The 21,089-nt window shown below is 67.0% G+C and carries 22 protein-coding genes; 11 read left to right on the forward strand and 11 right to left on the reverse strand.

What is annotated here, in order from left to right; translation table 11 throughout:
• Positions 1-6: 6 nt before the first annotated feature.
• From WDB71_RS09800 to WDB71_RS09830, 7 genes are all read right to left on the reverse strand, one after another.
• Complete coding sequence (locus WDB71_RS09800; protein ID WP_341501404.1) at positions 7-1,197, reverse strand: ABC transporter permease; 1,191 nt, start codon at positions 1,195-1,197, stop codon at positions 7-9.
• Positions 1,197-2,405, reverse strand: a complete 1,209-nt coding sequence (locus WDB71_RS09805) for an ABC transporter permease (protein ID WP_341501405.1) — start codon at positions 2,403-2,405, stop codon at positions 1,197-1,199. The genes WDB71_RS09800 and WDB71_RS09805 overlap by 1 nt, the downstream gene beginning before the upstream one ends.
• On the reverse strand, positions 2,402-3,073 hold the full coding sequence (locus WDB71_RS09810; protein ID WP_341501406.1) for an ABC transporter ATP-binding protein: 672 nt from the start codon (positions 3,071-3,073) through the stop codon (positions 2,402-2,404). Before WDB71_RS09810 ends, WDB71_RS09805 begins: the two co-directional genes overlap by 4 nt.
• Positions 3,066-4,196, reverse strand: coding sequence for an efflux RND transporter periplasmic adaptor subunit (locus WDB71_RS09815; RefSeq protein ID WP_341501407.1), 1,131 nt, complete (start codon positions 4,194-4,196; stop codon positions 3,066-3,068). The genes WDB71_RS09810 and WDB71_RS09815 overlap by 8 nt, the downstream gene beginning before the upstream one ends.
• Positions 4,197-4,302: 106 nt before the next feature.
• Positions 4,303-5,994, reverse strand: coding sequence for an NAD-dependent malic enzyme (locus tag WDB71_RS09820; protein WP_341501408.1), 1,692 nt, complete (start codon positions 5,992-5,994; stop codon positions 4,303-4,305).
• 7 nt (positions 5,995-6,001) lie between these two features.
• Positions 6,002-6,400, reverse strand: coding sequence for an acyl-CoA thioester hydrolase YciA (yciA, locus tag WDB71_RS09825; RefSeq protein WP_341501409.1), 399 nt, complete (start codon positions 6,398-6,400; stop codon positions 6,002-6,004).
• A 65-nt stretch (positions 6,401-6,465) separates the two neighbouring features.
• A complete protein-coding gene (locus WDB71_RS09830) occupies positions 6,466-6,900 on the reverse strand; it encodes a DUF412 family protein (RefSeq protein ID WP_341501410.1) in 435 nt (144 codons plus the stop codon).
• A 157-nt stretch (positions 6,901-7,057) separates the two neighbouring features.
• On the opposite strand from WDB71_RS09830, the gene WDB71_RS09835 reads away from it, so the two are divergent.
• From WDB71_RS09835 to WDB71_RS09875, 9 genes are all read left to right on the forward strand, one after another.
• On the forward strand, positions 7,058-8,263 hold the full coding sequence (locus WDB71_RS09835; RefSeq protein WP_341501411.1) for an acetate kinase: 1,206 nt from the start codon (positions 7,058-7,060) through the stop codon (positions 8,261-8,263).
• The gene (pta, locus tag WDB71_RS09840) at positions 8,260-10,392 is read left to right on the forward strand and encodes a phosphate acetyltransferase (protein WP_341501412.1); all 2,133 of its coding nucleotides are present in this window, start codon (positions 8,260-8,262) and stop codon (positions 10,390-10,392) included. The genes WDB71_RS09835 and pta overlap by 4 nt, the downstream gene beginning before the upstream one ends.
• 137 nt (positions 10,393-10,529) lie before the next feature.
• Positions 10,530-10,784 carry an HPr family phosphocarrier protein gene (locus WDB71_RS09845; RefSeq protein WP_341501413.1) on the forward strand — a complete coding sequence of 85 codons (255 nt, stop codon included), beginning with the start codon at positions 10,530-10,532 and terminating at the stop codon, positions 10,782-10,784.
• Positions 10,784-12,466: a phosphoenolpyruvate--protein phosphotransferase gene (gene ptsP / locus WDB71_RS09850; protein ID WP_341501414.1), complete on the forward strand. Its 1,683-nt coding sequence runs from the start codon at positions 10,784-10,786 to the stop codon at positions 12,464-12,466. Before WDB71_RS09845 ends, ptsP begins: the two co-directional genes overlap by 1 nt.
• 34 nt (positions 12,467-12,500) lie before the next feature.
• A complete protein-coding gene (crr, locus tag WDB71_RS09855; protein ID WP_341501415.1) occupies positions 12,501-13,007 on the forward strand; it encodes a PTS glucose transporter subunit IIA in 507 nt (168 codons plus the stop codon).
• Between the two features lie 65 nt (positions 13,008-13,072).
• Complete coding sequence (locus WDB71_RS09860; protein ID WP_341504202.1) at positions 13,073-13,429, forward strand: ArsC family reductase; 357 nt, start codon at positions 13,073-13,075, stop codon at positions 13,427-13,429.
• On the forward strand, positions 13,426-14,553 hold the full coding sequence (gene dapE, locus WDB71_RS09865) for a succinyl-diaminopimelate desuccinylase (protein WP_341501416.1): 1,128 nt from the start codon (positions 13,426-13,428) through the stop codon (positions 14,551-14,553). Before WDB71_RS09860 ends, dapE begins: the two co-directional genes overlap by 4 nt.
• Positions 14,534-15,214, forward strand: a complete 681-nt coding sequence (locus WDB71_RS09870; protein WP_341501417.1) for a M15 family metallopeptidase — start codon at positions 14,534-14,536, stop codon at positions 15,212-15,214. The genes dapE and WDB71_RS09870 overlap by 20 nt, the downstream gene beginning before the upstream one ends.
• Complete coding sequence (locus tag WDB71_RS09875; protein WP_341501418.1) at positions 15,214-15,336, forward strand: hypothetical protein; 123 nt, start codon at positions 15,214-15,216, stop codon at positions 15,334-15,336. The genes WDB71_RS09870 and WDB71_RS09875 overlap by 1 nt, the downstream gene beginning before the upstream one ends.
• A 26-nt stretch (positions 15,337-15,362) precedes the next feature.
• Here WDB71_RS09875 and WDB71_RS09880 read toward each other — a convergent pair whose 3' ends face one another.
• From WDB71_RS09880 to dapA, 4 genes are all read right to left on the reverse strand, one after another.
• Positions 15,363-16,715 (reverse strand): S8 family serine peptidase, encoded by a 1,353-nt coding sequence (locus WDB71_RS09880; RefSeq protein ID WP_341501419.1) that lies wholly within the window; start codon positions 16,713-16,715, stop codon positions 15,363-15,365.
• Between the two features lie 190 nt (positions 16,716-16,905).
• Positions 16,906-17,619 (reverse strand): phosphoribosylaminoimidazolesuccinocarboxamide synthase, encoded by a 714-nt coding sequence (gene purC / locus WDB71_RS09885; RefSeq protein ID WP_341501420.1) that lies wholly within the window; start codon positions 17,617-17,619, stop codon positions 16,906-16,908.
• A gap of 100 nt (positions 17,620-17,719) precedes the next feature.
• Complete coding sequence (gene bamC / locus WDB71_RS09890) at positions 17,720-18,793, reverse strand: outer membrane protein assembly factor BamC (RefSeq protein WP_341501421.1); 1,074 nt, start codon at positions 18,791-18,793, stop codon at positions 17,720-17,722.
• Positions 18,794-18,800: 7 nt separating this feature from the next.
• Positions 18,801-19,679 carry a 4-hydroxy-tetrahydrodipicolinate synthase gene (gene dapA, locus WDB71_RS09895; RefSeq protein ID WP_341501422.1) on the reverse strand — a complete coding sequence of 293 codons (879 nt, stop codon included), beginning with the start codon at positions 19,677-19,679 and terminating at the stop codon, positions 18,801-18,803.
• An 82-nt stretch (positions 19,680-19,761) separates the two neighbouring features.
• Here dapA and WDB71_RS09900 point away from each other — a divergent pair, with 82 nt between their 5' ends.
• Both WDB71_RS09900 and bcp read left to right on the forward strand, forming a co-directional pair.
• Complete coding sequence (locus WDB71_RS09900) at positions 19,762-20,313, forward strand: ACT domain-containing protein (RefSeq protein WP_341501423.1); 552 nt, start codon at positions 19,762-19,764, stop codon at positions 20,311-20,313.
• A gap of 5 nt (positions 20,314-20,318) precedes the next feature.
• Positions 20,319-20,789, forward strand: coding sequence for a thioredoxin-dependent thiol peroxidase (gene bcp / locus WDB71_RS09905; RefSeq protein ID WP_341504203.1), 471 nt, complete (start codon positions 20,319-20,321; stop codon positions 20,787-20,789).
• Positions 20,790-21,089 lie beyond the last annotated feature (300 nt).

Consider the following 21,089-nt stretch of genomic DNA (forward strand, 5'->3'; position numbering starts at 1 on the left):
GTCTCCTCATTCGGCGTGCAGGGCCTGCACGGGCGGCAGCCGGCTGGCCCGCCAGGCCGGCAGTACCCCGGCCACCAGGCCGACCCCGGCCGCCAGCAGCAGCGCCAGCAGCAAGAAACCCAGGTGCAGGCTCAGCGGCAGCGCGGGCAGCAGCAGCCACAGCAGCAGGCGGATCAGCAGCAGCAGGGCGAAGCCGGCCAGGCCGCCCAGCAGCGCCAGCACCATGGCCTCGCCCATGAACAGCCCCAGCAGCCGCCCCTGGGACAGTCCCAGGGCCCGCAGCAGGCCGATCTCCACCCGGCGGTCGTCGATGGCGATGGAGAAAATGGTGAAGATCCCGACCCCGCCCACCAGCAGGGAGATGCCGCCGATGCCGGCGATGGCGCTCTGGATCACCGACAGGATCCGCTCCAGGCTGGCCAGCATGTCGGCCTGGGTGAACAGGGTCACGTCGTCGCGGCCATGGCGGGCCAGCAGCTGGCCACGCAGCAGCTCGGTGATGTCGGCCTCGGACAGCTGGGGCCGGTAGACCACGTCCACCTCCATCAGGCCGGTGCGGTCGAACAGCCCCAGGGCCTGCTCGGCCGGGATATAGACCACGTCGTCCAGATCGAAGCCCAGGAACTGGCCCTTGGAGGCCATGATGCCCACCACCCGGAAGCGGTGGCCGGCGATATGGATGCGGCTGCCGAGGGCGCCGCCACTCGGGAACAGCTCGCCGGCCATGCGGCTGCCCAGCACCGCCAGGGGCCTGGCCGGGCGCTCGTCGGGCAGGAAGCGGCCGCTGGCCACCTGGAAGTGCCAGGCCTTGGCCGCCTCGTGCCCCACCCCCAGGATGTCGCTGGCGCGGCTGTAGCGGCCGGCCTTGATGGTGCCGGTGCCGCTGACCAGGGGTACCACCTGCTCCACACCGGGCAGGCGGCGCAGGGACTCGGCGTCCTCCAGGGTCAACGGCCGCACCGAACCCAGCAGGCTGCCCAGGCCCTGGGTCTGGGTCTTGCCCGGGGTGATGGCCACCAGGTGGCTGCCGAACTGGGAGAAGCTGGTCAGCACGTACTGGCGGACCCCTTCGCCGATGGCGGTGAGCAGGGTCACGGCGCAGATGCCGATGGCGATGCCGAGCACGCTGAGCGTGGTGCTGAGCCGGCCCTGGCCCAGGGCCCGCCAGATCCAGAAGGCCGCATCCGCCGGGCGCATCAGGCGCCCCCCCTGAGCGCCACCACAGGATCCAGGCCGGCGCCGCGGCGGGCCGGCAGCCAGGAAAACAGCAGCCCCACGCCGACGGCCAGCAGCAGCGCCGCCGGCAGGCTCCAGGGCACCAGCTGCAGCAGGAAGTCCGGCCACAGCAGATTGGCGCCCCAGAGCAGCCCCTGGCCCAGCACCATGCCCAGGGCGGCCCCGGCGCCGCTGAGCAGGGCCGCCTCGGTCAGGAAGAGCGCCTGGATCTGCGCCGAGCTGGCGCCCAGGGCCTTGAGCAGGCCCACCTCGGGGATGCGCTGCTGGATGTTGATCAGGCTGATGTTCATCAGCAGGATCCCGGCCACGGCCAGGCTGATGGCGGCGATGCCGGACACCGCCGCGGTCAGCACCGTCATGATGTCGCCAAACGTCCTCAGCAGCGCGTCCGGGGAGATGAGGGTCACGTCCGCCTCGCCCTGGTGGCGCTCCCTGATCAGTGCCAGCACCCGGGCCTTGAGGGGGGCCAGATCGCCGCCCCCCTTGGCCTGGACGAAGAGGCGAAATAGCCCCGGGGTGTTGAACAGGGCCTGGGCCGAGGCCACGGGAATGATGAGATCGTCGGAGATATCGATGCCCATGGCGCTGCCGGTGCCGGTGAACACCCCCACCACCCGGCAGCGGGCCGGCCCCATCCGCAGCCGCTGGCCCAGGGGGCTCTCCTGGTCGAAGAGGCTGCCGGCCAGCTTGTCGCCAAGGACGCAGACGGCCTGGGCCTGTTCGGGCGGCATCGCGGGCAGGCCGCGGCCCTGGACGATATCGAGGTTGTGGGTGTCGAAGAAGGCGGCCGTGGTGCCCAGGGTCATCACCTCCCTGGCCCGGCCGCCAAAGGCCAGCTCCACCCTCCCCACCACCAGGGGCGCCAGGCGCACCCCGCCCAGGTGCCGCTTCAGGTGGGCCATATCGTCCAGGGTCAGATCCCGGGCCGCGGTGCCGGTGATGGGCGGCAGGCCGCCTGTGGTCTCCTTGCGCCCCGGCAGCACCACCAGCAGATCCCGGCCGATGAAGGCGAACTCCCGCTCCACGAAGCCCCTGGCGCCCTGGCCCAGGGCCACCAGCACCAGTACCGAGGCCACCGAGATGGCCATGGCCAGCAGCAGCATGGGCCCCCGCAGGCCCTGGTGGCGCAGGTTGTCGATGGCGTAGGCCAGCAGATCCGGGCCCCTCACGATTGGTCCTCGACGATGGCGCCGTCGCGCATGCGCAGCCGCCGCCCGGCCCGCTGGCCCACCTGTGGGTCGTGGGTCACCAGCACCAGGGTGATGCCCCTGGCGTTGAGCCCTTCCAGCAGCTCTATGACCTGGACGCCGGAGCGGGAGTCCAGGTTGCCGGTGGGCTCGTCCGCCAGCAGCAGCTTGGGCGCCGTGGCCATGGCCCGGCCTATGGCCACCCGTTGCTGCTGGCCGCCGGACAGCTGGTGGGGCAGGTGCCGGGCGCGATCGCTCAGATCCAGCTCCGCCAGCAGGGCCTGGATCCGCTGGCGGCGCTCGGCGGGGGCGACACCGGCCAGCATCAGCGGCAGGGCCATGTTGTCGAAGGCGCTGAGGCGCTTGATGAGGTTGAAGGACTGGAACACGAAGCCGATATGGCTGGCCCGAAGCCGGGCCCGCGCTTCCTCGCCGAGCCGGGCCGTGACCTGGCCGTCCAGGCGGTATTCGCCCTCGTCCGGCCTGTCCAGCAGCCCCAGCACGTTGAGCAGGGTGGACTTGCCGGAGCCGGACGGCCCCATCACCGACAGGTAGTCGCCCCGGCCTATGGACAGCGTCACCCTGTCCAGGCCCAGCACCTGCTGGTCGCCCAACTGGAAACGGCGGCTGACCTCGGTGAGTTCAATCATGGACGGCCACCCGTTTGCCGGGGGCCACCGCCGGATCGTTGGGCCTGAGCAGGATAAGCTCGCCCCGGGCCAGACCGCCGGTTATCACCACCTGCTGCCAGTTGCGCAGCCCCGTCTGCACCTGAACCTGCTCCAGGCGGCCCTGGCTGTCTACCCGATACAGGCTGTCGTCCGGCAGCAGCGCCTCGGCTGGCACCCAGAGGCCGTCGTCCACGGTGGCGGTGACGATCTCCACGTCCGCCGAATAGCCCACCAGCAGCGGCTGGTCCTCAGGGCCGTCCAGCAGGGTCACCTCCACCGCCACCGTCCTGGCCTGTTTTTCCAGATCAAGCACATAGGGGGCGATGCGGCGCACCTGGCCGGCGAAGCGGCGGCCGGGGAAGGCGTCCAAGGTCACGTGGACGGCCTGGCCCAGGCCGATGCGGGCGGCGTCCACCTCGTCTATGGGGGCCGACACATAGAGGCAGCCGTCGTCAATGAGGTCGATGGCCGGCAGGGTCGCCACCCCGGGCGGGCTGGGGATCAGGTATTCCCCCACCTCGCCGTTCACCTCCGCCACCACGCCGGCAAAGGGGGCCCGCAGCTCGGACTTGGTGAGCTGGGCCTGGACCAGGCGCCGGTTGGCCAGGGCCTGCCTCTGCTCCGCCCTGGCCGCCTCGCAGGCGGCGTGCTGGGCCTTGGCCCTGGTCTGGGCGTCGTCCAGCTGCTGGGGCGAGGCCAGCTTCCTGGCCATCAGCCCTTCGACGCGGGCCACTTCCCGGTCGGCAAAACTCGCCAGCAGGCATTGCTGGTCGATGCGCCGGGCGCTGGCCTCGATGGCGGCCTCGGCCTGGGCCAGGGCCGCCTTGAGATCGTCCTGCCACAGCGCCAGCATCAACTGGCCCTGTTCGACCCTGTCCCCTTCGGTGACGGTAAGCCTGTCGATGGGGCCACCGATGGACAGCGACAGGTAGGCACGGCGGCAGGCCTTGACGGTGCCGGCCCTGGTGTTGGCCACCAGGGCCTCCACCCGCCCCTGCTGCACCTGGCCCAGGGGCAGCTCCAGGGGCGGCTCCGGCTTGAGCCACAGATAGGCGAAGAGGGCGGCCAGCACCGCCAGCAGGACTAACCCTTTGAGTTTCATGGCATCTCGGCGCAGCGACTCACAGGATAAGTGTGGCAGCCTTTGCCGAGCTTGCCGGATCAACAAAGGCTCCCGAGGGAGCCTTTGTTTGTGTCGACCCGACGCCTTAGAAGGAGGTGCGCCTGTAGTTGCGGTAGCGGGGCAGCCAGAAGTTCTTGTCGATGGCCGCCTCCAGGGCCTCGTCCGAGGTGGCCAGCGCCTTGCCCTCGGCCATGGCCTGCTTGGCCACCGCCTTGGCGATATAGCAGCTGACCTCGCGGATCTCGCCAAGGGGCGGCAGCAGCGGCCCTTCGCCGTCCCTGGCCAGGGGCGAGCATTCGGCCAGGGCCCGGGAGGCCGCCATCAGCATGCCGTCGGTGACCCTGTTGGCCTTGGCCGCCAGCACCCCCAGGCCGATGCCCGGGAAGATGTAGGAGTTGTTGCACTGGGCGATGGGGTAGCGCACCTCGTCCACCAGGGCCGGCGGGAAGGGGCTGCCGGTGGCGACCATGGCCTGGCCCTTGGTCCAGCCCAGGATCTCCTGGGGCGTGGCCTCCACCCTGGAGGTGGGGTTGGACAGTGGCAGTACCAGGGGGCGCTCGCAGCCGTCATGCAGGGCCTTGATCACCTCTTCGGTGAACAGGCCGCGCTGGCCGGAGACGCCGATCAGCACAGTGGGCCTGGCGTTTCGGATCACCTCCAGCAGGGAGATGTTGTCGCCCTCTGTCTGCCAGGCTTCCAGGGCGGCCTGGGGCTGCACCAGCTTCTGCTGGAAGCTCATCAGGTTGGGCATGTCGTCGGTGAGCAGGCCCCAGCGATCCACCATGAACACCTGGCCACGGGCCTGCTCGTCGGACAGGCCCTCGGCCACCATGGCGGCGATGATCTGTTCGGCGATGCCGCAACCGGCCGAGCCCGCGCCCAGGAAGGTCACCCGCTGGTCACGCAGCTGTTCGCCCTTGGCCTTGCAGGCCGCCAGCAGGGTGCCGACGGTGACGGCGGCGGTGCCCTGGATGTCGTCGTTGAAGCAGCACAGTTCGTCCTTGTAGCGCTCCAGCAGCGGCATGGCGTTCTTCTGGGCGAAGTCCTCGAACTGCAGCAGGGCGTTGGGCCAGCGGCGCTTCACCGCCTCGATGAAGCTGTGCACGAAGTCGTCGTATTCCTCGCCGCTGATGCGGTTGTGGCGCCAGCCCATGTACATGGGATCATCGAGCAGATCCGGGTTGTTGGTGCCCACGTCCAGCACCACCGGCAGGGTATAGGCCGGGCTGATGCCGCCACAGGCGGTGTAGAGGCTGAGTTTGCCGATGGGAATGCCCATGCCGCCGATGCCCTGGTCGCCCAGGCCCAGGATGCGCTCGCCGTCGGTGACCACGATGACCTTGACGTTCTGCTTGGTGGCGTTCTGGAGGATGTCGTCGATCCTGTCCTTGTCGGTATAGGAGATGAACAGGCCCCTGTGGGTGCGGTAGATCTTGGAGAACTCCTGGCAGGCGTCGCCGACGGTGGGCGTGTAGATGATGGGCATCATCTCTTCCAGGTGATCTTCGAGCAGCCGGTAGAACAGGGTCTCGTTGTTGTCCTGGATGGAGCGCAGGAAGATGTGCCTGTCCAGGTCGTTGTTGAAGTAGCAGTACTGGGCATAGGCCCGCTCGGCCTGCTCTTCTATGGTCTCCACGTACTGGGGCAGCAGGCCCAGCAGGTTGAAGGCGATCCGCTCTTCATGGGTAAAGGCACTGCCCTTGTTGAGCAGGGGGGCTTCCAGCAGGGCCGGACCGGCATAGGGAATATAGAGAGGGCGTTTTGGCGCTTCGCTCATGTTTGACTCAATCCTGAGGTACGGGACGGGGGCGGCCGTTGTCGTCGATGGCCACATAGGTGAAGGTGGCTTCTGTCACGCAGAAGCGCTTGTGATCCTGGGACCGCAGCACCGGCTTGACCCAGACTTCCAGCTTGACGGTCATGGAGGTGCGGCCGATGCGCACGCACTCGCCATAGACGCAGACCACGTCGCCCACCTTGACCGGCTGGTGGAAGGTCATGGATTCCACCGCCACGGTGGCGATACGGCCCCGGGCCAGTTCATTGGCGAGGATGCCGCCGGCCAGGTCCATCTGGGCCATGATCCAGCCGCCGAAGATGTCACCATTGGTATTGGTGTCGGCCGGCATGGCCTGGCTGCGCATCAGCAGATCGCCCTTGGGCTGTCTGAGGGATTCGGTCATGGGGATAGGGCTCCGTCAAATGGGCCGGAAATGATACCGCCGAGCGCCCCTGCCAGCAACGGCGCTCAGCGGTTTTCGGGGCCGTCGAAGGCGTTGTCGGCGAGGCTGTAGGCCTGCTCCATCAGGTAGGCCAGATCCAGGTAGTTGGCGCCCTGGGGCAAGCGGCAGGGGCGCACCCCCCTGGCCTTCATCTTGTCGCTCAGCTCCAAAAACCAGCCCTTGTCGCCGCCTTTGAGGGGCTTCTGCGCCTCCTTGCCCAGCAGCAGCAGGGCCTGGACCGGCAGCCCCAGCAGCAGGATCACCGGCGCCAGCAGGGCGCTGGAGAGGCCGCCCTGCAACGCCCAGCCCACCACCAGGTAACACAGGGCCAGGCCGGGAAACCAGTTGTAGATGAAACGGGCCAGGTGCACCTTGCGTCCCAGCAGGAAACGCAGTGCCAGTTCGGAACGTCTTGGCCAATGTTTCAGCAACTGATGCCCATCTTTGAGCAATCGCAACATCTTATGCTCCGCGGACTGTCATGATTTCAGTGTAACAGTTTTCTTGCCCACGTAACTCCAGTAGCATACCCGCCTTTGCCGTGGTGAACGGGGTAGCCTCTATACTGGGCTTGGTACCACGGCCCCTTGATTAGCACGCTTTACAGGTACAACACTCATGTCGAAGCTGGTTTTGGTTCTCAACTGCGGCAGCTCCTCCCTCAAATTTGCCATCGTCGACGGCGACAGCGGCCAGGAACAACTGTCCGGCCTGGCCGAATGCCTGGGCCAGATGGATGCCCGTATCAAGTACAAGGCCGATGGCCAGAAGCGCCAGGTCGCCCTGGCCGAAAACGCCGGCCATGGCGAGGCCCTGGGCTTTTTGGTCGAGCACATCCTGGCGGAATTCCCCGAACTCAAGAAGGCACTGGTGGCCGTGGGCCACCGGGTGGTCCATGGCGGCGAGCGCTTCACCGGCTCTGTGGCCATCGACGACGAGGTCATCAAGGGCATCGAGGCCTGCGCCGATCTGGCGCCGCTGCACAATCCCGCCAACCTGGAGGGGATCCGCGCCGCCATGGCCGCCTTCCCTGCCCTGCCCCAGGTGGCGGTGTTCGATACCGCCTTCCACCAGAGCATGCCGCCGGTGGCCTACACATACGCGTTGCCCTACCACCTGTACCGGGACCACGGCATCCGCCGCTACGGCTTCCACGGCACCAGCCACTATTTCGTCAGCCGCGAGGCGGCGCAGATGCTGGGCAAGCCGGTGGAAGAGCTCAGGCTGGTTTCAGCCCACCTGGGCAACGGCGCCTCGGTGTGCGCCATCAAGGGCGGCAAAAGCGTCGACACCTCCATGGGCCTGACCCCATTGGAGGGCCTGGTGATGGGCACCCGCTCGGGCGATCTCGACCCCAGCATCATCTTCCACCTGATGGACAACCTGGATCACAGTGCCGGCGAAGTGAAGGCCATGCTCAACAAGGCCTCCGGCCTGCTGGGCGTGTCCGAGCTCACCAACGACTGCCGCGGCATCGAGGAGGCCGCCGCCGAGGGCCATGGCGGCGCCATGCTGGCCCTGAACCTGTTCTGCTACCGCCTGGCCAAGTACATCGCCAGCTACGCCGTGCCCCTCAAGGGCCTGGACGGGATCATCTTCACCGGCGGCATCGGCGAGAACTCCGACGTCATTCGTGCCCAGGTGCTGGAACACCTGGCCGCCTTCGGCTTCGAACTGGACGACGAGGCCAACCTGGCCGCCCGCTTCGGCCAGGCCGGCATCATCACCAAGGGCCAGGGGCCCAAGGCGCTGGTGGTGCCGACCAACGAGGAAGGGGTGATTGCCCGTGACGCCCTGGCCATTGCCGAGGAGGCCGGCCGATGAGGACCATACTGCTGGTTCCCGCCGGGACAAGCGTCGGCCTGACCTCGGTCAGCCTGGGCCTGGTGCGCGCCCTGGAGCGCGAAGGCACCAAGGCCGGCTTCTACAAGCCCATCGCCCAGCCCCGCCGCGGCGATACCGGCCCGGAGCGCTCCACCGCCATACTGCGCAACGTGGCCGGGCTCAACCCGCCCGAGCCGCTGTCCATCGAGCACGTGGAGAGCCTGATCGGTGACGACGACACCGACAGCCTGCTCGAGGAGATCGTGGCCCGCTACAACCAGCTGGCCAGGGAGAGCGACGTGGTGGTCATCGAAGGCCTGGTGCCCACCCGCATGCATTCCTACGCCCACCGCATCAACCACCTGATCGCCCGGGCCCTGGACGCCGAGGTGGTGCTGGTGGTGACCCCGGGCGCCGACGGCGCCCGCGAGCTGGAGGAGCGCATTGAGGTGGCCGCCAGCCATTTCGGCGGCCTCAAGAACCGCCGCCTGCTGGGTGCCATCATCAACAAGGTCAATGCCCCGGTGGACGCCGAAGGTCGCACCCGTCCCGACCTGTCGGAGATCTTCGACTACCAGAACGTCGACAAGGCCGATCTGGAGCTGCGCACCCTCAAGCTGTTCTCCAGCCGCTTCAAGCTGCTTGGCAGCATCAACTGGCAGCCCGAGCTTATCTCGCCGCGGGGCCTGGATCTGGCCCGCCACCTGGACGCCACCGTGCTCAACAAGGGCGCCCTGGCGACCCGCCGGCTGCGCTCTGTGGTGTTCGGGGCCCGCTCCCTGGCCAACATGGTGCCGCACCTCAAGCCCGGCGCCCTGCTGGTGACCTCGGGGGACCGCTCCGACGTGATCACCGCCGCCTGCCTGGCCACCATGAACGGCATGGAGCTGGGCGCCCTGCTGCTCACCGGCGGCTACCAGCCCGAGGCCCAGGTGCTCAAACTCTGCCAGGGCGCCTTCGAGGCCGGCCTGCCTGTGCTGATGGTGCCCACCAACACCTGGCAGACCTCCCTGAACGTGCAGAGCTTCAACCTGGAAGTGCCGGTGGACGACACCGAGCGCCAGGAGCTGGTGATGAACGCCGTGGCCGACCAGCTGGACAGGGACTTCATCAACCAGCTCAGCGCCAGCGGCAGCCAGGTGCGGCGGCTGTCGCCGCCGGCCTTCCGCCACATGCTCACCGAAAAGGCCAGGGGCGCCCACAAGCGCATCGTGCTGCCGGAAGGGGACGAGCCGCGCACGGTCAGGGCCGCCGCCATCTGCGCCGAGCGTGGCATCGCCCGCTGCGTGCTGCTGGCCAAGCCGGACGCCGTGCTCAAGGTGGCCCAGGCCCAGGGCGTGACCCTGGGTGACGGCATCGACATCGTCGACCCCGACGCCATCCGCGAGCGTTACGTGGCCCCCATGATGGAGCTGCGCAAGGGCAAGGGCCTGGAAGCGGTCATGGCCAGGGAGCAGCTCAAGGACAACGTGGTGCTGGGCACCATGATGCTGGCCCAGGACGAGGTCGACGGCCTGGTCAGCGGCGCCGTGCACACCACCGCCAACACCATCCGGCCGCCGCTGCAGCTGATCAAGACGGCCCCGGGCGCCTCGTTGGTGTCCAGCGTCTTCTTCATGCTGCTGCCGGAGCAGGTGCTGGTGTACGGCGACTGCGCCATCAACCCCAACCCCAGCGCCGAGCAGCTGGCGGAGATCGCCATCCAGTCCGCCGACTCCGCCCAGACCTTCGGCATCGAGCCCAGGGTGGCCATGATCTCCTATTCGACCGGCGACTCCGGCTCCGGCTCCGACGTGGACAAGGTGCGCCAGGCCACCCTATTGGCCAAGCAGAAGCGCCCGGATCTGGCCATCGACGGCCCGCTCCAGTACGACGCCGCCGTCATCGAGTCGGTGGCCAGGGCCAAGGCGCCGGACAGCCCGGTGGCCGGCCAGGCCACGGTGTTCATCTTCCCGGATCTGAACACCGGCAACACCACCTACAAGGCGGTGCAGCGCTCGGCGGATCTGGTCAGCATCGGCCCCATGCTCCAGGGCATGAAGAAGCCGGTCAACGACCTGTCCCGGGGCGCCCTGGTGGAGGACATCGTCTACACCATCGCCCTCACCGCCATCCAGGCCACCCAATAGAAAAGGCCGCCCCTGGGGCGGCCTTTTATTGGTCAAATCAGCAAGCAGTTGATGGCGTCAGCACCATCAGTATAGGCCCTTTTGCCTAGGGCCGCGCCATGCTAACCTGCCGTCAGCCCAACCGCGTCCCTTTGCCGATGAAAAGCAGAACCTTGCGCATCACCGCCCCCCACGGCCTGCACGTCAGGCCAGCCGCCCAACTGGTGGCCCTGGCCCGAACCTTCGAGGCCGAGATCGCCGTCTGCGTCGGCGACCAGAGCGCCAATGCCAAGAGCCTGTTCTGCCTGCAAAAGCTGCCGCTGGCCAGCGGCACCGAGATCGCCCTTCAAGCCAACGGCAGCGACGCCGAGCAGGCCCTGGAACAGCTGTCCGCCCTGCTGGAGAGCCTGTGATGCAGGTGGAATGGCGCGGCATCAGCATCTCCCCCGGCGCCGCCATAGGCCCGGCCCTGACCCTGCCGCCGGCCGACCTGACCCTGGATTTCACCCCCTGCCCCGCCGCGCAATGCCAGGCCGAGTGCCAGCGCTTCGATCGGGCCTTGGCCACCGCCTCCAGCCAGCTCAGCGACCTGGCCGAACAGGCCCACCAGCGCCTGGGCGACGAGGTGGCGGCGCTCTTTGCCGGCCTGCAGCTGCTGGTCACCGACCCTGAACTGCACCAGGACGTGCTGGCCGCCATCACCGACGACAGGCTCAAGGCCGAGGCGGCCGTGTACCGGGTGCTGGACCGCCAGGCTCGGGATCTGCACAGCCTGGACGACGCCTACCTGTCGGAGCGGGCCCACGATCTGCGCGATCTGGCCCGGCGCCTGGTGCACATCCTCCAGGAACGCATGCCGCCGGACCACATCAGCCTGGATCAGCCGGTGATCCTGCTGGCCAACGAGCTGACCCCGGCCCAGCTGACCCTGCTGGACGCCGACAAGCTGCTGGGCCTGGTCACCCTGCGCGGCGGCAAGCATTCCCATGCCGCCATACTGGCCCGGGCCCTGGGGGTACCGGCCATCAGCGGCTGCATGGGCATCAACCAGATCCGCGACGGCCAGGCCCTGGCCCTGGACGCCGACCAGGGCCGCCTCTACCAGGATCCCAGCGACGTTACCAAGGCCAGGCTGGCCCCCCAGTGCGCCGTACCGGCCCAGGCTGGCCCGGACGAGCGGGGGCCGGCCCGAACCCGCGACGGCCGCGAAGTCGGGCTGGCCCTGAACATCAGTACCCTGATGGAAAGCGCCCTGGTGGCCAGGGTCGGCGCCCAGGAAGTGGGCCTGTGCCGCACCGAGTTCCTGTTCCTGCACCGCCACAGCGCCCCTACCGTGGAGCGCCAGAGTGCCCTATATCGGCAGATCGCCCGGGACTGCGCCCCGGCGCCGGTCACCTTCCGGCTGCTGGATGCCGGTGCCGACAAGCCCCTGCCCTGGCTGGGCCTGGAAGAGGAGCCCAACCCGGCCCTGGGCTGGCACGGCATCCGCATCCTTATCGACAGGCCGGACGTGCTGGACGCCCAGCTGCGGGCCCTGCTGGACGTGAGCCGCGAATACGAGGTGCGCATCCTGCTGCCCATGATCACCGCCATGGAGGAGGTCGACTTCGTCAAGGAGCGGATCCTGGCCCTGGCCGAGGAGCTGGGCGTGCCGGTGCCGACCATCGGCGCCATGATCGAGACCCCAGCCGCGGCCCTGCTGGCCGACCTGCTGGCGGTGAAGGTGGACTTTTTCTCCATCGGCACCAACGACCTGATGCAGTACACCCTGGCCGTGGACAGGGACAACGTCAGGGTGGCGGACCGCCTCGGCCAGCTGTCCCCGGCCCTGCTGCGGCTGCTGGCCCAGGTGTGCAGCGCCGCCAAGCAGGCCGGCATTCCCGTGTCCCTCTGTGGCGAGCTGGCCGCCAACCCCCAGTGGACGCCGCTGTGGCTGGCGCTGGGCATAGACACCCTGTCCATGGGCAGTGCCGCGGTGCCGGCCATTCGCCATCATGTCGCCACCCTGGACGCCGGCCACTGGCAGGCTCGCCTGGCGGCGCTGATCGGCTGCCAGAGCGCGGCCGACATCGCCGCATTGCTGCCTAAAGCGTGATAAGCTTGGCAAAAACCGTCACTCAAGAGATCCCATGAGCCTGCTGAACCGCCTCAAACACCTGCTGGCCGACAAACCCCAAGGGCAGAGCATCGCCATTTATGCGCCCCTGTCCGGCGAGCTGGTCAGCATAGAGTCGGTCCCGGACGTGGTCTTCTCCGAGAAGATCGTCGGTGACGGCATCGCCATCAATCCCACCGGCAACCAGCTGGTGGCCCCGGTGGACGGCACCATCGGCAAGATCTTCGAGACCAACCACGCCTTCTCCATCGCCTCCCATGACGGCGTGGAGCTGTTCGTGCACTTCGGCATCGACACCGTCGAGCTCAAGGGGGAAGGCTTCAAGCGCCTGGCCCAGGAAGGCCAGACCGTGAGCCGTGGCGAGCCCATCATCGAGTTCGATCTGCCCTTCATGCAGACCCATGCCCGCTCCACCCTGACCCCTGTGGTGGTTTCCAACATGGACGACATCCTCGACTTCAAACCCTGCTCCGGCCAGGTCACCCAAGGCCAGGACGTGATCCTCAACCTGGTGAAGTGACCCTTCGGGTGGTCCTTGGTAACATGGTGGCCAAGGACCACAGCAAGACAGGCAAGAGCCACACCATGACCACCCTCTACGGCATCAAGAGCTGCGACACCATCCGCAAGGCCCGCAAATGGCTGGACGCCAACAGCGTCCCCTTCATCTTCCACGACTACCGCACCGACGGCCTGGCCCAGGCCGAGCTGGAAGGCTGGGCCAAGGCACTGGGCTGGGAGCAGCTGCTGAACAAGCGCGGCACCACCTTCCGCCAGCTGCCCGATGCCGACAAGACGGATATCGACTTCGACAAGGCCATCCGCCTGATGCTGGAGCACCCGGCCCTGATCAAGCGCCCGCTGCTGAGCCATGACGGCCAGCTGCACCTGGGCTTCAAGGACGATCAGTACCAGGGTATCTTCGCCGGAGCCGAGGCATGAGCGAGGTGCAGGCCCTGGCCTGCGAGCTGATCGCCCGCCCCTCTGTGACGCCACTAGACGCCGGCTGCCAGGCGCTGATGGGCGAGCGCCTGGCCAGGCTCGGCTTCGAGCTGGAATCCATGGTGTTCGAGGACACCACCAACCTCTGGGCCCGCAAGGGCAGCGAAGGCCCGGTGTTCTGCTTTGCCGGCCACACCGACGTGGTGCCCACAGGCCCCCTGGAGCAGTGGCACACGCCGCCCTTCGAGCCTGTGGTGCTGGACGGCTACCTGCACGGGCGCGGCGCCGCCGACATGAAGGGCAGCCTGGCGGCCATGGTGGTGGCCACCGAGCGCTTCGTGGCCAAACACCCGGATCACAAGGGCTCCATCGCCTTCCTGATCACCTCCGACGAGGAAGGTCCCTTCATCAACGGCACCGTCAAGGTCGTCGAGACCCTGGAAGCCAGGAACGAGAAGATCACCTGGTGCATCGTCGGCGAGCCCTCCAGCACCGCCAGGCTCGGCGACGTGGTCAAGAACGGCCGCCGCGGCTCCCTGTCCGGCTACCTGACCGTCAAGGGCGTCCAGGGCCACGTGGCCTACCCGCACCTGGCCAAGAACCCGGTGCACCTGGCCGCCCCGGCACTTTCCGAGCTGGCCGCCACCCAGTGGGACCAGGGCAACGCCTATTTCCCGCCCACCAGCTTCCAGATCTCCAACCTCCAGGCCGGTACCGGCGCCGAGAACGTGGTGCCAGGCGAGCTGGAGGTGAAGTTCAACTTCCGCTTCTCCACCGAGAGCAGCGCCGACGGCCTCAAGCAACGGGTGATCGGCATACTGGACGCCCATGGCCTGGACTACGAGCTGGACTGGAAGCTCAACGGCGAACCCTTCCTCACCGAGGCCGGCCCCCTGGTGGCAGCGGTGAAGGAGGCCATCGCCGACAAGGCCGGCATCGAAACCCGCCTGGAGACCTCCGGCGGCACCTCCGACGGCCGTTTCATCGCCCCCACCGGCGCCCAGGTGGTGGAGCTGGGGCCGGTCAACGCCACCATCCACAAGGTCAACGAGGCGGTGAAGGCCTCGGATCTGGATCTGCTTGCCGACGTCTATGAGCGCATCCTTGAACGCCTGCTGGCCTGAGGCGCGGCTGCTGGGCCTGGCCGACGACCACCTGGTGGAGCTGGACGGCCACCGGCTGGAGCCGGCCACGGCCGATGCCTTCAAGGCGCTGCGCTCGGATGCGGCCCAGGCCGGCTTCGAGCTCGCCATCGCCTCCGGTTTTCGCGACTTCGAGCGCCAGCTGAGCATCTTCAACGGCAAGTGGCAGGGCCAACGCCCTGTCCATGACGACCGGGGCCTGGCTCTGGACGTCGCCGCCATGGACGTCGACCACAGGCTCGCCGCCATCCTGCGCTTTTCCGCCCTGCCCGGCGCCAGCCGCCATCACTGGGGCACCGATCTGGATCTTTATTGCCGCAGGAGCCAGGGCCAACAGCCGCTGGCGCTCAGCCCCCGGGAATACGGCCCGAACGGGCCCCAGGGCCAGCTGGCCGCCTGGCTGGTCGACAACGCCGGCCGCCACGGCTTTTTCCTGCCCTATGGCCAGGACAGGGGCGGCGTGGCCGTGGAGCCCTGGCACCTGAGCTACGCCCCGGTCAGCGAACCCCTGCTGGCCCAGCTGACCCCCAAGCTGCTGGAAAAGGCCCTGACGGACAGCGAGCTGGCCGGCAAGGAACAGATCCTGCCCAGGCTGTCCGAGCTTCACCGGCGCTACGTGGCCAACATAGCGGAGCCAAGCTGATGGCCTGGTGGATAGCGCTGTTGGCGCTGCTGCTGATCCTCGGCAACCTGCTTTTGTTGCTGCCCAATAAGCCGTGGCAGAAGAAAAAAGAGCAGGACAAGAAAGACGAAAGCCCGCGTTAGCGGGCTTTCTTTTGGGCCAGGCCAACTCAGTCCTGGGGTGCCAGCACCCTGCCGGCGCCGTAGTGGTCGTCCTGGCCGGGCTTGCCCAGATCCTCGGCCGTCGACTTCAACAGCTCCTCCAGCTGCTGGGGGCTAAGCCGTGGGTACTTCTCCAGCCACAGTGCCGCCACGCCGCTGGCATGGGGCGCGGCCATGGAGGTACCGGCACTCCAGTACCAGGCGCCGTAGCCGGTGGAGAAGACCAAATCAAAGACCCAGCAGGCATTGGTGATGCCGGCAACGGTACAGAGATCGCCACTGCCGGCCCACCAGCCACCCGGTGCCGCCACGTCGATGGACGACTGGCCACTGTTGCTGTAACCGGCCGGGTAATCGAGGAAACCGGCCGGATCCTGGGCCCAGCTGACCGGCGCCGTGGCCGAAACCGACATGACCTCCGGCAGGCCGGCAGGCAGCCACAGCAGATCCCTGTCATGGTCGCCATCGAAGCCGTCATTGCCGGCGGCGGCCACCAGCAGCACGCCATGCTGGCGGGCATAGCGGCTGGCACGCTGGTAGGCCTTGACGAACTGGGCTATGTCGGCGCCGTTGTAGCGGACATCGTCACTGGCGTCGTCCGGTGTGCCGTTGTCGTCCACGAAACCGTGGCGCGGCAGTTCGGAGCCCAGGCTCATGTTGGCGATCCGGGCGCCGATGTCGGCGGCATAGACCATGGCCGCCATCACCCCGAAGGAAGAGCCGCTGCCGGTTTCGGCCGACAGTACCTTGAGCGCCACCAACTCGGCATTGGGGGCCACCCCTATGGTGCCAAAGCCGTTATCGGCGGCGGCAATGGTACCGGCCACATGGCTGCCGTGGTGGAACACGTCCGGTGCCCAGTCATAGGATTCGCCCGGGACGAAGGAGGCGGACAGGGCCGTATTGAGGTTGGGGGCCAGATCCGGATGGCTGCTGTCGATGCCGGAGTCCAGCACCGCCACCCGCACCCCCTGGCCGCTGTAGCCGGCGTGCCAGGCGCCGACGGCACCGACCGCCGTGTGGCCCCATTGCAGATCGAAGAAGAAATCGTCATCGCCACTGAAGGGCGGCTCGTCCATGGACTGGCTCTTCACCGGCCCGGTGCCGGCCCGGACATTGGGCAAGACCGCCTGCAGCTGCACGGCACCAGCGATGTCCTGTTTGAAATGGGCCGGAGCTTCCACCAGGGCGATGCCGATGGCGTCGATGCGGTTTGTGATGGTGCCGCCCGCCTCCTGTATCGCCCTTTCCAGGGCCGGTGACAGTCTTTGTTGCTTAGCGACCACCAGGAACTCGTTGGCGGCGGCCGGAGCGGCCAGGAGCCCGGCCAGGGTAGCGGCCAACAGGCTTTGCTTGAACATGTGTATCTCCCTCAGTGTGGTTATGAGGAACGACGACAGATCAGGGATCTCATTCCGGAACAAGCGCCACTTGAGCCTAATGCAAGCAGGCATTTTTTCAACCAACCTCGGAAACTATGCCTAGAAAACAGCGCACAGCGGCCACAAAAAAGCCCGCACTGGGCGGGCTTTTTCAGGCTTGGCTTGGGGCTCAGTCCAGCTTGACGCCCAGGCGCTGGGCCACTTCTTCGTAGGCCTCAACCACGCCGCCCAGGCCCTGGCGGAAGCGATCCTTGTCCAGCTTGTTGCGGGTTTCCTTGTCCCACAGGCGGCAGCCGTCCGGGGAGAACTCGTCGCCCAGCACGATCTCGCCCTTGAACAGGCCGAACTCCAGCTTGTAGTCCACCAGCAGCATGCCGGCGTCGTCGAACAGCTGCTTCAGCACCGCGTTGACCTTGAAGGTCAGCTCCTTCATGCGCGCCAGCTGCTCCAGGGTCGCCCAGCCGAAGGCCACGCAGTGGCTTTCGTTGATCATGGGGTCGTGCAGGGCGTCGTTCTTGAGGAAGAGTTCGAAGGTGGGCGGGTTCAGATCCTGGCCCTCTTCCACGCCCAGGCGGCGGCAGAGGGAGCCGGCGGCAATGTTGCGCACCACGCACTCAACCGGGATCATGTCCAGTTTCTTGACCAGGGCTTCCTCGTCGGACAGCAGGCTCTCGACCTGGGTGGGCACGCCGGCCTCTTCCAGCTTGTTCATGATGAAATGGTTGAACTTGTTGTTGACCATGCCCTTGCGCGCCAGTTGCTCGACCTTCTCGCCGTCGAAAGCGGAGGTATCGTTGCGGAAGTGCAGGATCAGGTAGTCAGGGTTGTCCGTGGTGTAAACCGACTTGGCCTTGCCGCGATACAGCTCTGCGCGTTTTTCCATCGTCATCAAACTCCAGTGAAACGTTTGCGCCCTAGGGGATAAAAAAGGCCGCTCTTCAGCGGCCCGCGTATTCTACCCGATCAAGGCAGGGTTACCAACGCTATTTCGGCTCCTTGAGGTCACCGTCGCGCATCAGGGAGGTGAAGGCGTTGCTCATCTCGCTGTAGACGTCGGCCTTGACCGGCTTGCCGTCGTCGTCGACGAAGCTCACCGAGGTCAGCTCGCCCATCTCGCCCAGCTGCACCTGGTAGTCGTCGTCATCCAATGACAGCTCCAGATCGCCGCCGCTGCCGAACAGGGAGTCCCAGAAGGAGCCCTTGGTGGCACCGGTGTACTCGACGAACAGGGTGCCCAGGCTCTTGTCGAAGTCCTTGACTTCGAAGCCCATGTGTTCGAGCACCAGGGGGATACGCGACCAGCTGCGTTCGAAGTCCGCCTCCAGCAGGAAGGACGGTACGCCGTTGGCGTCCAGGCCGAGCCGGCTGGCAATGGGCTGGAACTTCTGCAGCGCCAGTTGCTGGTTTTGCAGCGCCTGGTTGTTGCCGTAGTAGATCAGCCAGTCGTTGATCAGGGCGGCGGCAATGCGCTCGCCGCTGCCGGCGTCAATGCCTTCCTCCAGGGACTCGCTGCCCAGGTGCTCGACGCTCAGGGTGGCGGTACGCCTGTGACCTTCCGGGTGGATGTTGATGCGGAACTTGCGCCTGGCATCCACGTCGTCGGACAGGGCCAGCAGGGACTCGCCCTCGGCGGGCACGAACCAGTCGGTGACCAGCTCGGTCTCGCTGGCCTGGGTCACCGGGATGGCCCTGGCCGCCAGCCAGGCATCCAGGCTGGAACGAATGTCGCTGACCACGTCCGCCTGGCCGGTCTGGGCATCCAGGGTCACGGCCAGGGCGGCGCCCTCTTCCACCCGGCTGTTGGCTACCACCGGCAGGATCAGCTGCGGTGCGCGGATGTCCACGGCCGGGCCCACGGGGTGTTCACCCTGAACCTCGGGTACGCGGTACTCGCGGCTCTGCTCCGGGGTGCTGAGGCCGGCCGGTGCCTTGAGGGCGGTCGCCGGCGGCGTATCAAGGTAGTCAAAGCCGCTGTCGGCTTGGCGGCGGTCGGCCACGGAGGAGCAGCCGGCCAGCACGGCCAGGGTCAGCAGGTAGGTTCCATTTCTTCTTATCATCGTATCCTCAGATCAACGCCGCCTGCTTCAGGGCGGCCTCCACGGCGGCCTGGCCATTGGGACTCAAGGGCAACAGGGGCAGCCGCAGCATATCAGATTCAATCTTGCCAAGGCGCTTCAGGGCCCACTTGGCGGGAATGGGGTTGGACTCGATAAAGAGGGCCCGGTGCAGCCCCTGTATCCTGCGGTCCACGGCTTCGGCACCGGCCAGATCCCCGGCCAGGGCCTTCTCGCACATCTGGGCAAAGAGCCCGGGCGCCACATTGGCGGTCACGCTGATCACGCCATGGCCACCGGCCAGCATGAAGGCGCGGCTGGTGGCGTCGTCGCCGGACAGCAACAGGAAGTCGTCACCGACCAGGGCGCGGATGTCGGCCAGGCGGGCCAGATCCCCAGTGGCCTCTTTGATGCCGACGATGCCGGGAAGTTCAGCCAGGCTGGCCACGGTATCGGCGGTCATGTCCACGGCGGTGCGCCCGGGCACATTGTAGAGAATGATGGGCGTATCGCTGATGGCCTCCAGGGCCCGGTAATGGGCGATGAGGCCGGCCTGGGGCGGCTTGTTGTAGGCAGGGGTCGCCGTCAGCAGGCCGTCGATACCCAGGGCGTTGAGCTTTTCGGTCAGGGCCAGCACGCCACGGGTGCTGCTGCCGCCGTTACCGGCCAACACAGGAACCCTGCCCGCCGCGGCCTTGACCACCTGTTTCACCACCTCCAGGTGTTCGGCTTCGCTCAGGGTGGCGGACTCGCCCGTGGTACCCATGGCCACTATGGCCTGGGTCCCTTCGGTGATATGCCATTCCACCAAGGCTTCCAGCGCGGAATAATCCACATTTCCTTCGGCATCCATCGGGGTGATGAGCGCCACGGCACTACCGGCAAACATGCTAAGCTCCTGTTTTCTCCCAGGGCTTGTATGGTACTTTTGCCCCTCTGGCAACACAAGTAAACGCCCGAGGACAGGCTAAATGAGCAAATATCTGGTGGTGACGGCCATCGGCGAAGACAGGCCCGGCATAGTGCACGAGGTGATCCAGCTGGTCAGCCAGTGCCAGTGCAACATCGTCGACAGCCGCACCGTCATCTTCGGCCAGGAATTCACCATGATGATGCTGGTCAGCGGTGACTGGAACGCCATCGGCCAGATCGAAAGCCAGCTGCCGCTGCTGGCCAGGGACCACAAGCTGTTGACCATGATCAAGCGCACCGGCGCCCATGCCCCGGACGACTACGGCGATCTGGTGGAGATGACCCTGGAGACCGACGACAGGCCCGGCATCATCTCCCAGGTCACCCGCTTCCTGGCCGAGCACAAGGTCAACCTGGGTGCCCTGAGTTCCTCTGTGACCCCTGGCGAGCAGGGCGAACGCCTGCACGTGACCCTGCGCATCAACCTGCCCCAGGGCCTGTCCGTTGACGATCTGGAAGGACAGCTGACCCCCTTCGGCCAGGCCGAGCGTCTCAACCTGACCCTGTCCCGACTGACCCAGCACAGTGAAATCCGCCACGAGGAGTCGTGATGAGCATCAATCCCCTTTCCGCCGGCGACAAGGCGCCGGCCTTCACCCTCAAGGACCAGGACGGCAACGACGTCAGCCTGGGCCAGTTCCAGGGCCAGAAGGTCCTGGTCTATTTCTACCCCAAGGCGCTGACCCCGGGCTGCACCACCCAGGCCTGCAGCCTGCGTGACAGCGAGGCCGAGCTGGCCAGGCGCAAGGTGGTGGTGCTGGGCATGAGCCCGGATCCGGTGGCCAAGCTCAAGCGCTTCGAGGACAAGCACCAGCTCAACTTCCGGCTGCTGTCCGACGAGGATCACGCCATCGCCGACGCCTTCGGCGTCTGGGGCCTGAAGAAATTCATGGGCCGGGAGTACGACGGCATTCACCGCCTGAGCTTTTTGATCGGCGAAGACGGCACCGTGCTGCACCGCTTCGACAAGTTCAAGACCAAGGATCACCACCAGGTGGTACTGGACTGGCTGGACGCCAACGCCTGACGGCGCGTGCGACAGGGATGAGAAGGGCGCCCATGGGCGCCCTTTTTCATTGCCGGCTTCAGGCCTGTGACTCGGCCCTGGGCTCGGTCGGGCCATCCATGGGCCAGGCGTTGACCACCGCTTTTACCCCAAGGGATAACAGCGCCATTGGCGACCCTAGGCCTGTGACTCGGCCCTGGGCTCGGTCGGGCCATCCATGGGCCAGGCATTGACCACCGCTTTTACCCCAAGGGATAACAGCGCCATTGGCGACCCTAGGCCTGTGACTCGGCCCTGGGCTCGGTCGGGCCATCCATGGGC

This window comes from Gallaecimonas sp. GXIMD4217 (assembly GCF_038087665.1).
Taxonomy (GTDB): domain Bacteria; phylum Pseudomonadota; class Gammaproteobacteria; order Enterobacterales; family Gallaecimonadaceae; genus Gallaecimonas.

Bases quoted from the DNA above. Each gene is read 5' to 3' on its own strand.
- WDB71_RS09810 (WP_341501406.1), bottom strand. From the start codon at position 3,073: ATGATTGAACTCACCGAGGTCAGCCGCCGTTTCCAGTTGGGCGACCAG.
- purC (WP_341501420.1), bottom strand. From the start codon at position 17,619: ATGGAAAAACGCGCAGAGCTGTATCGCGGCAAGGCCAAGTCGGTTTAC.
- dapA (WP_341501422.1), bottom strand. From the start codon at position 19,679: ATGTTTGCCGGTAGTGCCGTGGCGCTCATCACCCCGATGGATGCCGAA.
- WDB71_RS09830 (WP_341501410.1), bottom strand. From the start codon at position 6,900: ATGTTGCGATTGCTCAAAGATGGGCATCAGTTGCTGAAACATTGGCCA.
- WDB71_RS09880 (WP_341501419.1), bottom strand. From the start codon at position 16,715: ATGTTCAAGCAAAGCCTGTTGGCCGCTACCCTGGCCGGGCTCCTGGCC.
- ptsP (WP_341501414.1), top strand. From the start codon at position 10,784: ATGCAGGTGGAATGGCGCGGCATCAGCATCTCCCCCGGCGCCGCCATA.
- pta (WP_341501412.1), top strand. From the start codon at position 8,260: ATGAGGACCATACTGCTGGTTCCCGCCGGGACAAGCGTCGGCCTGACC.
- WDB71_RS09835 (WP_341501411.1), top strand. From the start codon at position 7,058: ATGTCGAAGCTGGTTTTGGTTCTCAACTGCGGCAGCTCCTCCCTCAAA.
- yciA (WP_341501409.1), bottom strand. From the start codon at position 6,400: ATGACCGAATCCCTCAGACAGCCCAAGGGCGATCTGCTGATGCGCAGC.
- WDB71_RS09800 (WP_341501404.1), bottom strand. From the start codon at position 1,197: ATGCGCCCGGCGGATGCGGCCTTCTGGATCTGGCGGGCCCTGGGCCAG.
- WDB71_RS09845 (WP_341501413.1), top strand. From the start codon at position 10,530: ATGAAAAGCAGAACCTTGCGCATCACCGCCCCCCACGGCCTGCACGTC.
- WDB71_RS09820 (WP_341501408.1), bottom strand. From the start codon at position 5,994: ATGAGCGAAGCGCCAAAACGCCCTCTCTATATTCCCTATGCCGGTCCG.
- WDB71_RS09860 (WP_341504202.1), top strand. From the start codon at position 13,073: ATGACCACCCTCTACGGCATCAAGAGCTGCGACACCATCCGCAAGGCC.
- WDB71_RS09875 (WP_341501418.1), top strand. From the start codon at position 15,214: ATGGCCTGGTGGATAGCGCTGTTGGCGCTGCTGCTGATCCTCGGCAAC.
- WDB71_RS09815 (WP_341501407.1), bottom strand. From the start codon at position 4,196: ATGAAACTCAAAGGGTTAGTCCTGCTGGCGGTGCTGGCCGCCCTCTTC.
- WDB71_RS09900 (WP_341501423.1), top strand. From the start codon at position 19,762: ATGAGCAAATATCTGGTGGTGACGGCCATCGGCGAAGACAGGCCCGGC.
- crr (WP_341501415.1), top strand. From the start codon at position 12,501: ATGAGCCTGCTGAACCGCCTCAAACACCTGCTGGCCGACAAACCCCAA.
- bamC (WP_341501421.1), bottom strand. From the start codon at position 18,793: ATGATAAGAAGAAATGGAACCTACCTGCTGACCCTGGCCGTGCTGGCC.
- dapE (WP_341501416.1), top strand. From the start codon at position 13,426: ATGAGCGAGGTGCAGGCCCTGGCCTGCGAGCTGATCGCCCGCCCCTCT.